The following is a 13,692-nucleotide window of genomic DNA, read 5'->3' on the forward strand; positions in this document are numbered from 1 at the left end:
TTGCGCTGCCCTTACTCCTCGGGCTCATCCTCGCCGTTCTCGGCGATGCGTGCAACGGAAACCACGGTCTCGCCCTCGCCGGTGTTGAAGACGCGCACGCCCCCCGCGGTGCGCGAGCGGAAGCTGATCCCCTCGACCGGCACCCGGATCGACTGGCCGGTCGAGGTGGCCAGCATGATCTGGTCGTCGCGTTCGACCGGAAAGCTGGCGACCAGCAGCCCGCCGCGCATGGCGCTGTCCATGGCCATCACGCCCTGGCCGCCGCGGCCGCGCACCGGATAGTTGTGGCTTGAGCTGATCTTGCCGGCGCCCTGGGCGGTGATGGTCAGGATCAGGTCCTCGGCCGCCGACATCTCGGCATAGCGTTCCTGGGTGATGCTTCCCTCGGCGACGCTGTCCTCATCCTCGTCGGCCTCGGCGCCGTCGTCCAGTGCGCCGGCCACGGCGCGGCGCATCTTCAGATAGGCCTCGCGCTCGGCCGGGTCCGCGTCGAAATGGCGGATCACCGACATCGACACCACGCGGTCGCCCGCCGCCAGGCGGATGCCGCGCACGCCGGTGGAATCGCGGCCCTTGAACACCCGCACATCGGTGGTCGGAAAGCGGATCGCCCGGCCCAGGGCGGTGACCAGCATCACGTCGTCATGTTCGGTCGCCATGCGCACATCGACCAATTCCACCCCCTCGGGCGGTTTCATGGCGATCTTGCCGTTGCGCATGACATTGGCAAAATCCGACAGCGCATTGCGGCGCACGTCGCCGTCCGAGGTGGCAAAGACCACCTGATAATCGTCCCAGTCCGCCTCGGGCGCATCGACCGGCATCAAGGCGGCGATGGACACGCCACTGTCGATCGGCAGGATATTGACCATGGCCTTGCCCTTGGCGGTGCGCCCGCCCAGGGGCAGGCGCCAGGTCTTGAGCCGGTAGACCATGCCATCGGTGGTGAAAAACAGCAGTTCCGTATGGGTATTGGCGACAAAGAGCGTGGTCACCACATCGTCTTCCTTGGTGGCCATGCCGGAAAGGCCCTTGCCGCCGCGGCGCTGGCTGCGGAATTCGGCCAGCGCGGTGCGCTTGATATAGCCGCCCGAGGTGATGGTCACCACCATGTCCTCGCGCTCGATCAGGTCCTCGTCCTCGAGATCGCCGGCCCAGTCGGTGATCTCGGTGCGGCGCGGCACGGCGAAAAGCGACCTCACCTCGCGCAGCTCGCCCGAGATGATCTCCATGATCCGCTCGCGCGAGGCGAGGATGGCCAGATATTCGCGGATGGCATCGGCCAGCGACTTCAGCTCGTCCGTGACCTCCTGCACGCCCAGTTGTGTCAGGCGCTGCAGGCGCAGTTCCAGGATGGCGCGGGCCTGGGTTTCGGACAGGTTGTAGGTGCCGTCCTCGTTCACCGGATGCAGCGGGTCGTCGATCAGGCGCAGGTATTCGACGATCTCGCGCGCCGGCCAGCGCCGGGTCATCAGCCGCTCGCGCGCCTCGGCGGCGTCGGCGGAACTGCGGATGGTCGCCACCACCTCGTCCACGTTGCTGACCGCCACGGCAAGGCCGCAGAGCACATGCGCGCGCTCGCGCGCCTTGCGCAGTTCAAAGGCGGTGCGCCGCGCCACGACTTCTTCGCGGAAGGTAATGAAATGCGTCAGGAAATCGCGCAGCGTCAGCTGTTCCGGCCGGCCGCCGTTCAGCGCCAGCATATTGGCGCCAAAGGTGTTCTGCATGGGGGTGAAGCGGAACAGTTGGTTCAGCACCACCTCGGGCGTGGCGTCGCGTTTCAGTTCGATGACCACGCGCACGCCGATGCGGTCGGATTCGTCCTGCACATGGGCGATGCCCTCGATGCGCTTTTCCTTGGCCAGTTCCGCGATCTTTTCGATCAGGCTGGCCTTGTTCACCTGATAGGGGATCTCGTCGAGGATGATCGCCTGCCGGCCGGTGCGCGTCTCCTCGATCCGGGTCCTGGCGCGCAGGACGATCGAGCCGCGCCCCTCGAGATAGGCCTTGCGCGCGCCCGAGCGGCCAAGGATCAGCCCGCCGGTCGGAAAGTCCGGGCCGGGGATGATCTCGAGCAGGCGTTCGGTCGGCAGGTCGGGGTCCTCGATCAGCGCCAGCGTGGCATCGACCACCTCGCCCAGATTGTGCGGCGGGATGTTGGTCGCCATGCCGACGGCGATGCCGCCCGCGCCATTGACCAGCATGTTCGGGAACCGCGCCGGCAGCACGGTGGGCTCGCGGTCCTTGCCGTCGTAATTGTCCTGGAAATCGACGGTATCCTTGTCGATGTCCATCATCAGCCAGGCCGAGGGCTTGTCCATGCGCACCTCGGTATAGCGCATGGCCGCCGGGCTGTCGCCGTCCATGGAGCCGAAGTTGCCCTGACCGTCCAGCAGTGGCAGCGACATCGAGAAATTCTGCGCCATCCTGACCAGCGCATCATAGATCGAGGCATCGCCATGCGGGTGGTATTTCCCCATGGTATCGCCCACCGGTCGTGCCGATTTGCGATAGGGCTTGTCATGGGTGTTGCCCGATTCCTGCATGGCAAACAGCACGCGGCGGTGCACCGGCTTCAGCCCGTCGCGCAGGTCGGGGATCGCCCGGCTGACGATCACCGACATGGCATAGTCCAGATAGGACGACCGCATCTCGTGCGAGATGTCGATCACCGGCCCGTCGTGATGCATCACGGCGCGTTCCGATCCGCCGTTCTCGGGGGTATCGTCGTCGTTTTCGGGGATGTCAGCCACGGGAAAACCTCAGGATTTTGTCGCAACGGGTCTAGCCCATGCCCGCCCCGGGCGCAATCTTGACCGGGGGCGCGGCCCCGGAAATCGGCGCTCAGGCGATGCCGGTGACGCGCGCGCGCCCGCGCAGCGAGGCCAGCCACAGCGCCGAGAGCATGGCCGAGCAGATGGCGTTCCAGCCGGCCATGGAGATGCCCAGAAGGCTCCAGGACACCTCGTCGCAGCGCACCACCGGGGCCTTTTCCAGCGCTGCCATCAGGTCCTGCGTCGACATCTGCGCCAGGCTGCCGACCCCGCCCGAGCAATGCTGCGGGCCCTGCCACAGCTTCAGTTCGACCCCGGCGTGATAGATGGCAAAGCCGGTGGCGCAAAGCGCCGCCAGCAGGCCAAGCGCCGCCAGCCAGCGCCGCCAGCCCAGCCACCAGACCAGCGCCGCGACGATCGCCGCCGCCAGATGCGGCCAGCGCTGCAGGATGCACAATTCGCAAGGCGCATAGCCGAAGGCCTGGAAGGTCAGCGCCGCCAGCAGCAGCGCGGCCGAGCCCGCCCCTGCCCAAAGCGCCAGTGATCTGCGGTGAAATCCGTTCATGGCATCGGGTTAGGGCGGCGCGCGCCGGCCCGCAAGTGCCAATCGCGTGAGTTCAATGCGGCTTCCAGGTTACGACGCGGTAAAGATAGACCGCGAGTACCGCGGCCACCACCAGCTTCGACAGCGGGTCGATCCAATCCGCGACCAGCGCATGGTTTTCATGCAGCAGCAGCCCGGCCAGGGTCAGCAGCCCGGTCCAGATGGCGCTGCCCAGCACCGTATAGGTCAGAAACCGCCACAGCGGCATGCGCGCCAGCCCGGCCGGGACCGAGATCAGCGTGCGGATCGCCGGGATCATGCGGCCGATGAACACTGCCATGGCGCCGTGGCGCTGGAACCAGTCATGCGCAGCATCGATGTCAGCGGGCGACAGCGTCAGCAGCCGGCCATGCCTTGCGGCAAAACGCTTCAGCCGCGCCTCGCCGAACCACATGCCAAGGTAATACCACATCAGCGTGCCCAGCACCGAGCCCAGCGTGCCGACGAGGATGGTCAGCGCCAGCGACAGCCGGCCCGAGCCGGCAAGAAAGCCCGCCAGCGGCATGATCACCTCGGATGGGATGGGCGGAAACACGTTCTCGGCCACCATCAGCAGGAAGACGCCCGGATAGCCCCAGGCCTCGATCACAGACACCACCCAGTCGAACATGCCGAATTCCCCCGCTGCAACCCCGGCTTGCTGCGGGCTGGCGGCGCGACTGTCAAGCCAGGCAGTTGCGCGCCGCCCGGCTTTGGCACAAGCTGGCGCGCAGGGCGGGTCTGTGCCCGGTTGCGGACAGGGGGCGGCGATGGAATGGCGCGGCAGACGGGGCAGCGACAATGTCGAGGACCGGCGTGGCATGCGCCGCGCGGGCGGGCTGGGCATCGTGGGCCTGCTGGTGGTGCTGGCGATGAGCTTTTTCTTCGGGGTCGATGTCTCGCCCGTGGTCGAGGCCATCGACGACGGCGGCCAGCAGCAGGCCGGCGCCCCGCGCGAGCTTTCCGCCCAGGACCAGGAACTGGGGCAGTTCGTCTCGGTCGTGCTGGCCGATACCGAGGATGTCTGGGGCCGCGTCATGCCGGCGCAGGAGGGCATCGACTATGTCGATCCGAAACTGGTGATGTTCTCGGGCATCGACAGTTCCGCCTGCGGCACGGCGCAATCGGCCATGGGGCCGTTCTATTGCCCGAACGATCGCACCGTCTATCTGGACACGGATTTCTCCGCCACCATGGCGCAGAAGATGGGCGCCGGCGGCGATTTCGCCTTTGCCTATGTCGTGGCGCATGAGGTCGGCCACCATGTCCAGAACCAGCTGGGCATCCTTGGCAAGACCATGCAGGAGCGCCAGCGCTCGGACGAGGCGCGCGCCAACCGCATCTCGGTGCTGACCGAATTGCAGGCCGACTGCCTGGCCGGCATCTGGGCGCGCCAGGCCAGCGAGCAGTTCGGCAGCATCGACGAGGGCGACATCGCCGAGGCGGTCAACGCCGCCGCGGCGGTGGGCGACGACACGCTGATGCGCAAGGCCGGGCGCGCACCGATGCCCGACGCCTTTACCCATGGCTCATCGGCCGACCGCCAGGCCTGGTTCAAGCGGGGCTTCGTCTCGGGGCAGATGCGCACCTGCGACACCTTCGGCGCGCTTGGGTTGTGACGGGCGGGGCTGTGACGCGCTGGGGGGTCAGGGGCGCTGCAGATGGATGCCGCGCGGGCGCTCGGCGGTGGCCCAGTCCGGCCAGAGGCCGAAATGCTCAAGCCCGGCCAGCGCCAGCCCCAGGGCGATGATTGCCAGAACCATGACCACCCTGCGGGCGCCCGGCGGGTGGCGTGCCCAGCGCGAGGCTCGCAGCAGCCAGATGAGGTTGTTCATTCCCGTCGTCCTTTGCTAGTGCTGCCCGAAACGGAAACCCGCCCGGAACCTGGTCTTGCCCCATCACAGCGACAGCCGCATCCTGCCCTATACCGCCGACCAGATGTATGCGCTGGTCGCCGATATCGAAAGCTATCCGCAATTTCTGCCCTGGAACACCGCCGCCCGCATCCGCGCCCGTCGCCCCGGCCCCGAGGGCAGCGAGGTGGTCGAGGCGGATCTGGTCATCAGCTTCAAGGTCTTCCGCGAGCGATTCGGCTCGCGCGTGACGCTGTGGCCGGACGATCGGCGCATCGACACCGAATATCTGGACGGCCCGTTCAAATATCTGCGCAGCGGCTGGACCTTTGCCGACCTGCCCGGCGGGCGCAGCCGGGTCGAGTTCTTTGTCGATTTCGAATTCCGCAGCGCCCTGCTGGGCAAGGTGATCGGCGTCGTCTTTGGCGAGGCGATGTCGCGCATCGTGCGCGCCTTCGAGGACCGGGGCAGGGCGCTTTACGGCGCCTGACGCGCGGCCTGCCAGATGGCGAGGTCCGGCGCCAGCGCCGCGCGCAGGCGGGCCTCGGTTTCAGGGGTCAGGTCGGTCGCGGCCTCGGGCGAGACATTGGCGCGCGGCAACTCCAGCGCCAGCTTCAGCCGCGCGGCAAGAAAACCGGTCAGCGCCGGCATCGCCTCGTAGCGAAAGATGTGGTCGACCGCGACCCGGCCCTGGCTGTCGCTGAGGAAATCCGACTGCCGGCCAAGCCGGGCATAGGCGGGCCGGTCCTCGGGGCGCAGGTAGTCGGTGACGAACTGCTCGAAGCTGATGCGGGCGGTGCTGTTGGCATGGCCGATCAGCTCATCTCTGGCGCGAAAGCGATACCAGCTGCGCAGCCAGTCAAGCGGCTCGCGGATGGCGGCGACGGTCTCGAACGCAGGCCCGCCCAACGGCGCCAGCAGCGGGCGGATGCGGTTGCGATATTGCCGCAGGTTCAGGTGCTTGATCTCGGGGCGAGCGCGAAAGGCGATCTCGGCCCTGGGCGCCAGCACCTGCTCAAGCGCGGTGGTGCCGGTCTTGGGCACCGAAAGCAGCACGATCCTTGGGGCGATGAAGATCAGCATCTTGGCGGCAAATTCATGGGCATGGCGGCCGATTACCCGGCCGCGACCCGTCTGGCAAGGCGGGCCGCGCCTGCGGCCCGCGTCCCGCTGCGGATACCCGGCTCAGATCAGGCCGAAGGCGCGCATCGGCTCGGCCACGCGGATGAAGCCGGCGATATTGGCGCCGATGACATAATCGCCGGGGGCGCCGAATTCCTCGGCGGTGGCGTAGCAGCTGTCATGGATGTCGCGCATGATGCCGGCCAGCCGGGCCTCGGTCTGCTCGAAGGTCCAGCGGTCGCGCGAGGCGTTTTGCTGCATCTCCAGCGCCGAGGTGGCGACGCCGCCGGCATTCGCCGCCTTGCCGGGGCCGAACTTGACGCCGGCCTGCTGGAAGGTGCGGATCGCCTCGGGGGTCGAGGGCATGTTGGCGCCTTCGCCCACGGCGATGACGCCGTTCTTGACCAGTTTCCTCGCGTCCTTGCCGGTCAGTTCGTTCTGGGTGGCCGAGGGCATGGCGACCTCGCAGGGCACGTCCCAGATATTGCCGTCGGCGGATTTCACGAAATAGCTGCCATTGCCCCTGAGTCGGGAATATTCGCTGATACGGCCGCGGCGCACCTCCTTGATTTCCTTGACCAGATCAAGGTCCAGCCCGTTCTCGTCCACGACATAGCCCGAACTGTCGGAACAGGCGATGACCTTGCCGCCATAGGACTGCACCTTCTCGATCGTATAGACGGCGACATTACCCGAACCCGAGACGGTCACGGTCTTGCCGTCGAAATCGGTGCCGCCGGTCTGCAGCATGGCGCGGGTGAAATAGGTGTTGCCGTAGCCTGTGGCCTCCTTGCGCGCCAGCGAGCCGCCGTAGAACAGGCCCTTGCCGGTCAGCACGCCCGCCTCGTAGCGGTTGGTCAGGCGTTTGTATTGGCCGAACATGTAGCCGATCTCGCGCGCGCCCACGCCGATGTCGCCGGCCGGCACGTCGGTATATTCGCCCAGGTGGCGATAGAGTTCGGTCATGAAGCTTTGGCAAAAGCGCATGACCTCGGCATCCGACTTGCCCTTGGGGTCAAAGTCCGAGCCGCCCTTGGCGCCGCCGATCGGCAGGCCGGTCAGCGCGTTCTTGAAGGTCTGCTCAAAGCCCAGGAACTTGATGATGCCGACATTGACCGAAGGGTGAAAGCGCAGCCCGCCCTTGTAGGGGCCCATGGCCGAATTGAACTGCACGCGAAAACCGCGGTTGATCTGCACTCGGCCCTTGTCATCGGTCCACGGCACGCGGAAGATGATCTGGCGTTCCGGCTCGCAGATGCGCTCGATCAGGGCGTCTTCCAGATAGTCCGGGCGCTTGGCCACGACGCGGCCGAGGCTTTCCAGCACTTCGCGGACGGCCTGGTGGAACTCGGGTTCGCCGGCATTGCGGCGGATCACCTCGTCATAGATGGGGGCAAGCTTGTCGTCGATCTGCGCCATGTCGCGGAATCCTCGGGTTGGTGTCGGCAGGTTCCTTAACTGAAGTTCCGGGCAGATTGAATGGGTCGCGGCCGAAAATCGGGCAGTTTGCCACGATTGCGGGCGGAAAGCGGGCGAGAATCACGGAAAATTCATGTATATCAAGGTGAAGAGTGATTTTACTCTGGCAGTTGAATCACCTGCAGGTTCTGGTGCATCTGCCCCGGATTCTCGCGCATCGGGGGATTCGCCCTCCTGGCCTGCGCGTACAAAGGTCAATGGAGGATGCAATGACCACTGCAAGCAATGAGGATGCACCGCTAGTCTGGGGCCGTCTGGACACCACCTGGACGCTGGGCCTGTTCGGCACCGCCGTCGGGGCCGGCATCCTGTTCCTGCCGATCAACGCCGGGATCGGTGGCTTCTGGCCGCTGGTGATCATCACCGCGCTGATCGGGCCGATGACCTATCTTTCGCACCTGGGTCTGGCGCGCTTCGTCTGCTCGGGCAGCCGTCCGGACGCCGACATCACCGAGGTTGTCATCGAACATTTCGGCGAGCGCGCCGGCAAGCTGATCACCGTGCTGTATTTCCTGTCGATCTATCCGATCGTGCTGATCTATGGCGTGGGCATCACCAATACCGTCGACAGTTTCCTGGTGAACCAGCTGGGCATGGCCTCGCCGCCGCGCTGGCTTTTGTCGGGCGCACTGGTCGCGGCGCTGATGGGCGTCATGATGGCCGGCGAGCATTTCATGCTGATGGTCACGCAATGGCTGGTCTATCCGCTGGTGGCGATCCTGATCTTCGTGTCGATCTATCTGATCCCGGGCTGGAACCTGTCCTCGGTGCGCGAGGTCACCCCCGTCGGCACCGCCGTCGGCACGATCTGGCTGACGCTGCCGGTGCTGGTGTTCTCGTTCAGCCATGCGGCGGCGATCTCGCAGTTTGCCGTGTCGATGCGGCGCCATTATGGCGCGAACGGCCAGGCCAAGGCCGAGATGATCCTTTACCGCACCGCGCTGCTGCTGGTCGGCTTCGTGATGTTCTTCGTGTTTTCCTGCGTGCTGGCGCTGTCGCCGGCGCAGCTGGCCGAGGCCAAGTCGCAGAACCTGCCGGTGCTGTCCTACCTGGCCAATACCTATGGCAGCAATTTCATCAGCCTGTTCGGCCCGATCGTGGCCTTCGTGGCCATCGCCTCGTCCTTCTTCGGCCATTACCTTGGCGCGGCCGAGGGCATGAAGGGCCTGCTGCGCGGCGTGGGCGTCGGTCACGGCACCCGGGGTGAGGCCAATCTGAACCGCGGCGTGGCGCTGTTCATCTTCCTGACCACCTGGGGGGCGGCGGTGCTGAACCCGTCGATCCTGGGCCTGATCGAGATGCTGGCCGGTCCGGTCATCGCCGCGATCCTGTATCTGATGCCGATGTATGCGGTCAGCAAGGTGCCGGCGCTGGCGCGCTATCGCGGGCGGCTGTCGAACATCTTCGTGACCATCGCCGGCCTCGCCTCGATGAGCGCGCTGGTTTACGGCTTCATCTAGGCGAAACCTGCCGGCCCGGACGCCCCTGGCGCCGGGCCGGCATCATGGGTCAGCGGCGTCCGGCCTCGAGCGCATCCTCGAAGGTGCGCAGTCCGGTGGTCGGGGCCTGCACCAGCACGGCCATGTTGCCGGGCTTGTGCTGGTTGCGCAGCATCTTCAGATGCGCCTGCGGGATCTCGGCCCAGGGAAAGACCTCGGACATGCAGGGGTCGATGCGGCGCTCGAGCATCAGCTTGTTGGCGGCGCTGGCCTGTTTCAGATGCGCGAAATGCGACCCTTGCAGGCGCTTTTGGTGCATCCACATGTAGCGCACGTCGAAGGTGCAGTTGAAGCCCGAGGTGCCGGCGCATATCACCACCATGCCGCCCTTCTTGCACACCAGCGTCGAGACCGGGAAGGTCGCCTCGCCGGGGTGTTCAAAGACGATGTCGACATTGTTGCCCTTGCCGGTAATGTCCCAGATCGCCTTGCCGAACTTGCGCGCCTCGGTGAACCATTCCTTGTATTCGGGGGTGTTCACGGTGGGCAGCTGCCCCCAGCACTTGAAGTCCTTGCGGTTGATCACGCCCTTGGCGCCCAGCGACAGCACGAAGTCGCGCTTGTCCTCGTCCGAGATCACGCCGATGGCATTGGCGCCGGCGGCATTGATCAGCTGGATGGCAAAGCTGCCAAGCCCGCCCGAGGCGCCCCAGACCAGCACGTTCATCCCCGGCTTCAGCTCATGCGGCTCATGGCCGAACAGCATGCGATAGGCGGTGGCGAGCGTCAGGGTGTAGCAGGCCGATTCCTCCCAGGTCAGATGGCGCGGGCGCCTCATCAGTTGCTGCGCCTGCACACGGGTGAACTGGGCAAAGCTGCCGTCCGGCGTCTCATAGCCCCAGATGCGCTGGCTGGGCGAATACATCGGGTCGCCGCCGTTGCATTCCTCGTCATTGCCGTCGTCCTGGTTGCAATGGACGACCACCTGATCGCCGACCTTCCAGTTCCTGACCTTGTCGCCGACCGCCCAGACGATGCCCGCGGCATCCGAGCCGGCGATGTGATAGGGGGCGCCGTGGGTGTCGAAAGGGCTGATCGGCACGCCAAGCCCGGCCCAGATGCCGTTGTAGTTCACGCCCGCGGCCATCACCAGCACCAGCACCTCGTTGCTGTCGATGGGCGGGGTCTCGACCACTTCGACCAGCATGGCCTTGTCCGGCTCGCCATGGCGCTCGCGCCGGATCGCCCAAGCATACATCGATTTCGGCACATAGCCGAGCGGAGGCATCTCGCCGATCTCGTAGAGGTCCTTTTCCGGCGCGTCATAGGGCGCGATCGTGGTCGGGTGGTCCAGGGCCATGTCAGTTTCCTCATCTAGCATCCCGCGTCCGGCGTCTTGCGCCGCGACGCAGAATCGGCGCCTCATGCAAGGCCGGTTGTAAGAGGGCATGCGCAACATTGCAATACGATGGCGGCGCGCTTTGTAATAATCTGTCGCAAAATACAGATGACCCTGCTGCATCGCGGCGAATTGACGGTGCAGGATTGTTACGCTATCGCTGAACCTGCCGTAATTTTGTTGCGAGGGATCACCGTGGCCGAGAAAGACAAACCCTGGCTGTTCCGCACCTATGCGGGCCACTCGACCGCCGAGAAGTCGAACGCGCTTTACCGCAGCAACCTCGCCAAGGGGCAGACCGGGCTTTCGGTGGCTTTCGATCTGCCGACGCAGACCGGATATGACAGCGACCATGTGCTGGCGCGCGGCGAGGTGGGCAAGGTCGGGGTGCCGGTCTGCCATCTGGGCGACATGCGGGCGCTGTTTCAGCAGATCCCGCTGCAGCAGATGAACACCTCGATGACCATCAATGCCACGGCGCCCTGGCTGCTGGCGCTGTATATCGCCGTGGCCGAGGAGCAGGGCGCCGACATCGCGCAGCTGCAGGGCACGGTGCAGAACGACCTGGTCAAGGAATACCTGTCGCGCGGCACCTATATCTGCCCGCCGAAACCCAGCTTGCGCATGATCACCGACGTGGCCGCCTATACCCGCGAGCATCTGCCGAAATGGAACCCGATGAACGTGTGTTCCTATCACCTGCAGGAGGCAGGCGCCACGCCCGAACAGGAACTGGCCTATGCGCTGGCCACCGGCATCGCGGTGCTCGATGACCTCAAAGGCAAGGTGCCGCCGGAAGGCTTTCCGGAAATGGTCGGGCGCATCAGCTTCTTCGTGAACGCCGGCATCCGCTTCGTCACCGAGATGTGCAAGATGCGCGCCTTCACCGAGCTTTGGGACGAGATCACGCGCGAGCGTTTCGGCATCGAGGACGAGAGGTTCCGCCGCTTTCGCTATGGCGTGCAGGTCAACAGCCTTGGCCTGACCGAGCAGCAGCCGGAAAACAACGTCTATCGCATCCTGCTTGAAATGCTGGCGGTCACGCTGTCGAAGAATGCCCGCGCCCGCGCCGTGCAGTTGCCGGCATGGAACGAGGCGCTGGGCCTGCCGCGGCCCTGGGACCAGCAATGGTCGCTGAGGATGCAGCAGATCGTCGCCTATGAAACTGACCTGCTGGAATATGGCGATCTGTTTGACGGCAACCCGGCAGTGGCGGCCAAGGTCGAAGAGCTGAAAGCCGGCGCCCGCGCCGAACTGGCGACACTCGACGAGATGGGCGGCGCCATCGCCGCCATCGACTACATGAAATCGCGGCTGGTCGAATCGAACGCGGCACGGCTGAACCGCGTCGAGGCGGGCGAGACGGTGGTCGTGGGCGTCAACCGCTGGCAGCAGGGCGAGGCTTCGCCCTTGGTCGCCGGCGACGGCGGCATCATGGTCGTCGATCCGGCGGTCGAGCAGGACCAGATCGCCCGGCTGCAGGCCTGGCGCGAGGGTCGCGACGAGACGGCCGTCGAGGCCGCCCTCGTCGCGCTGCGCGATGCCGCGCAGAAGGGGCAAAACGTGATGCCGCCCTCGATCGCCGCCGCCCGGGCCGGTGTCACCACCGGCGAATGGGCCGCGGTGATGCGCGCCGTGCATGGCGAATATCGCGGGCCGACCGGGGTTTCCGCCAGCCCCTCGAACCGCACCGAGGGGCTGGAGCCGATCCGCGAGGCCGTCGATGCCGTCAGCCGGCGCCTTGGCCGGCGGCTGAAGTTCCTGGTCGGCAAGCCGGGGCTGGACGGCCATTCCAACGGCGCCGAGCAGATCGCCTTTCGCGCCCGCGACTGCGGCATGGACATCACCTATGACGGCATCCGCCTGACGCCCGAACAGATCGTCGCCTGCGCCCGCGCCGAGGAGGCGCATGTCGTCGGCCTGTCGATCCTGTCGGGCAGCCACCTGCCGCTGATCGAGGAGACCATGGCGCGCATGCATGAGGCGGGGCTGGCCCATGTGCCGGTGCTGGTCGGCGGCATCATCCCCGACGAGGACGCGGCGCGGCTGCTGGCGATGGGGGTGGCGCGGGTCTATACACCCAAGGATTTCGAGCTGAACCGCATCATGATGGACATCGTGGCGCTGGTCGAACCCGCCGAGGCCGCGGCCTGAGCCCGGGCGCGGCGGTCAGGTGCCGCCGCGCAGCGCCGCCAGCACCGCCTGCACCTTTGGGGTGCGGTTCAGATCGACATGGCTGACCAGCCAGAGCGGCGATTCCCATTCCGGCAGCGCCATGACCTCGACCAGACCCGCGGCCTGGGCCGGAAACAGCCAGCCCAGCCCCAGCCCGGCGCGGATCGCCGCCGTCCGGGCGCTGGCGTCATTGCTTTCCATGACGATGTCTGCGCGGCTGATGCGGCCCTCGAGCCAGCGCATGTGCGGCGCCTGGCGGGCGGCGGCGGCGGGCAGGATCAGCCGGTGCCCGGCCAACTGCGCGACCGGGCCGTGGCGCTCCAGGTAGGCGGGGGCGGCATAGAGCGGCGCCAGCACGCTGGTCATGCGGCGCACCACGTAATCGGGCTCGGTCGGGCGGGTGCCGGCGCGGATCGCCACATGCGCCTCGCCCGCGTCCAGCCGGAACAGCCGCGGGTCGGTGACATAGCGCAGCCGCAGCCCGGGATGGCGGGCCAGCAGCCCCAGCAGCGGCGGCATCACCAGATCCGAGAGTTCCGGCAGCGAGGTCAGCACCAGATCGCCCTCGATGCGCTCGGCCGCACCGCTGATGCGCGCAGCCATGCGGCGGAAGCGCTCTTCGGTCTGCGTCCCCGCCTCCAGCAGCGCCCGCCCGGCCTCGGTCAGGGCATAGCCGCGCGGGTGGCGCTGGAACAGCCGCGCGCCCAGACGCGCCTCCAGCGCGTCGATGCGGCGGATGACGGTGGCATGATGCACGCCCAGCGCCTGCGCCGCACCGCTGACCGTGCCGGCGCGCGCCACGGCCAGCGCGATGCGGATGTCGTCCCAGCTGTCGGGCTCCATTGTGCGCTCCTGCACAGACATTGCG

At 66.6% G+C, this 13,692-nt stretch carries 12 protein-coding genes; 4 read left to right on the forward strand and 8 right to left on the reverse strand.

All coding sequences use genetic code 11. From position 1 onward, the window contains the following. Positions 1–11: 11 nt before the first annotated feature. The 3 genes from gyrA to WMK75_RS01890 form a co-directional block, all read right to left on the reverse strand. Complete coding sequence (gyrA, locus tag WMK75_RS01880) at positions 12–2,690, reverse strand: DNA gyrase subunit A (RefSeq protein ID WP_347266054.1); 2,679 nt, start codon at positions 2,688–2,690, stop codon at positions 12–14. A 154-nt stretch (positions 2,691–2,844) separates the two neighbouring features. Further along, on the reverse strand, positions 2,845–3,339 hold the full coding sequence (locus tag WMK75_RS01885; RefSeq protein ID WP_347265960.1) for a disulfide bond formation protein B: 495 nt from the start codon (positions 3,337–3,339) through the stop codon (positions 2,845–2,847). 52 nt (positions 3,340–3,391) lie between these two features. Continuing rightward, positions 3,392–3,988, reverse strand: a complete 597-nt coding sequence (locus tag WMK75_RS01890; RefSeq protein WP_347265961.1) for a DedA family protein — start codon at positions 3,986–3,988, stop codon at positions 3,392–3,394. Positions 3,989–4,127: 139 nt separating this feature from the next. Between WMK75_RS01890 and WMK75_RS01895 the strand changes: the two genes are divergently transcribed. Further along, positions 4,128–4,976 (forward strand): neutral zinc metallopeptidase, encoded by an 849-nt coding sequence (locus WMK75_RS01895; RefSeq protein ID WP_347265962.1) that lies wholly within the window; start codon positions 4,128–4,130, stop codon positions 4,974–4,976. Positions 4,977–5,003: 27 nt separating this feature from the next. Here the strand turns inward: WMK75_RS01895 and WMK75_RS01900 are convergent, their stop codons facing one another. Continuing rightward, positions 5,004–5,192: a hypothetical protein gene (locus WMK75_RS01900; RefSeq protein ID WP_347265963.1), complete on the reverse strand. Its 189-nt coding sequence runs from the start codon at positions 5,190–5,192 to the stop codon at positions 5,004–5,006. Positions 5,193–5,247: 55 nt separating this feature from the next. Between WMK75_RS01900 and WMK75_RS01905 the strand changes: the two genes are divergently transcribed. Further along, positions 5,248–5,700 (forward strand): type II toxin-antitoxin system RatA family toxin, encoded by a 453-nt coding sequence (locus WMK75_RS01905; RefSeq protein WP_347265964.1) that lies wholly within the window; start codon positions 5,248–5,250, stop codon positions 5,698–5,700. Here the strand turns inward: WMK75_RS01905 and WMK75_RS01910 are convergent. Together WMK75_RS01910 and gdhA are read right to left on the reverse strand one after the other, a co-directional pair. Next, entirely contained in the window at positions 5,688–6,293 is a 606-nt protein-coding gene (locus WMK75_RS01910; protein WP_347265965.1) for a gamma-glutamyl kinase, read from the reverse strand. The genes WMK75_RS01905 and WMK75_RS01910 overlap by 13 nt on opposite strands. 102 nt (positions 6,294–6,395) lie before the next feature. Further along, on the reverse strand, positions 6,396–7,751 hold the full coding sequence (gene gdhA, locus WMK75_RS01915) for an NADP-specific glutamate dehydrogenase (RefSeq protein WP_347265966.1): 1,356 nt from the start codon (positions 7,749–7,751) through the stop codon (positions 6,396–6,398). Positions 7,752–8,020: 269 nt separating this feature from the next. Between gdhA and WMK75_RS01920 the strand changes: the two genes are divergently transcribed. Continuing rightward, a complete protein-coding gene (locus tag WMK75_RS01920) occupies positions 8,021–9,271 on the forward strand; it encodes an aromatic amino acid transport family protein (protein ID WP_347265967.1) in 1,251 nt (416 codons plus the stop codon). 49 nt (positions 9,272–9,320) lie between these two features. Here WMK75_RS01920 and ccrA read toward each other — a convergent pair whose 3' ends face one another. Then, complete coding sequence (gene ccrA / locus WMK75_RS01925) at positions 9,321–10,610, reverse strand: crotonyl-CoA carboxylase/reductase (RefSeq protein ID WP_347265968.1); 1,290 nt, start codon at positions 10,608–10,610, stop codon at positions 9,321–9,323. A gap of 228 nt (positions 10,611–10,838) precedes the next feature. Here ccrA and WMK75_RS01930 point away from each other — a divergent pair, with 228 nt between their 5' ends. Continuing rightward, positions 10,839–12,803: a protein meaA gene (locus WMK75_RS01930; RefSeq protein ID WP_347266055.1), complete on the forward strand. Its 1,965-nt coding sequence runs from the start codon at positions 10,839–10,841 to the stop codon at positions 12,801–12,803. 15 nt (positions 12,804–12,818) lie between these two features. Here the strand turns inward: WMK75_RS01930 and WMK75_RS01935 are convergent, their stop codons facing one another. After that, on the reverse strand, positions 12,819–13,667 hold the full coding sequence (locus WMK75_RS01935; RefSeq protein ID WP_347265969.1) for a LysR family transcriptional regulator: 849 nt from the start codon (positions 13,665–13,667) through the stop codon (positions 12,819–12,821). Between the last annotated feature and the right edge of the window lie 25 nt (positions 13,668–13,692).

It is taken from the genome of Paracoccus sp. (in: a-proteobacteria), from assembly GCF_039808215.1.
Taxonomy (GTDB): domain Bacteria; phylum Pseudomonadota; class Alphaproteobacteria; order Rhodobacterales; family Rhodobacteraceae; genus Paracoccus.

What these genes read in the sequence shown, in the direction of transcription:
- gyrA (WP_347266054.1), bottom strand. Translation starts at nt 2,690, where the DNA reads ATGCATCACGACGGGCCGGTGATCGACATCTCGCACGAGATGCGGTCG.
- WMK75_RS01885 (WP_347265960.1), bottom strand. Translation starts at nt 3,339, where the DNA reads ATGAACGGATTTCACCGCAGATCACTGGCGCTTTGGGCAGGGGCGGGC.
- WMK75_RS01890 (WP_347265961.1), bottom strand. Translation starts at nt 3,988, where the DNA reads ATGTTCGACTGGGTGGTGTCTGTGATCGAGGCCTGGGGCTATCCGGGC.
- WMK75_RS01895 (WP_347265962.1), top strand. Translation starts at nt 4,128, where the DNA reads ATGGAATGGCGCGGCAGACGGGGCAGCGACAATGTCGAGGACCGGCGT.
- WMK75_RS01900 (WP_347265963.1), bottom strand. Translation starts at nt 5,192, where the DNA reads ATGAACAACCTCATCTGGCTGCTGCGAGCCTCGCGCTGGGCACGCCAC.
- WMK75_RS01910 (WP_347265965.1), bottom strand. Translation starts at nt 6,293, where the DNA reads ATGCTGATCTTCATCGCCCCAAGGATCGTGCTGCTTTCGGTGCCCAAG.
- gdhA (WP_347265966.1), bottom strand. Translation starts at nt 7,751, where the DNA reads ATGGCGCAGATCGACGACAAGCTTGCCCCCATCTATGACGAGGTGATC.
- WMK75_RS01920 (WP_347265967.1), top strand. Translation starts at nt 8,021, where the DNA reads ATGACCACTGCAAGCAATGAGGATGCACCGCTAGTCTGGGGCCGTCTG.
- ccrA (WP_347265968.1), bottom strand. Translation starts at nt 10,610, where the DNA reads ATGGCCCTGGACCACCCGACCACGATCGCGCCCTATGACGCGCCGGAA.
- WMK75_RS01935 (WP_347265969.1), bottom strand. Translation starts at nt 13,667, where the DNA reads ATGGAGCCCGACAGCTGGGACGACATCCGCATCGCGCTGGCCGTGGCG.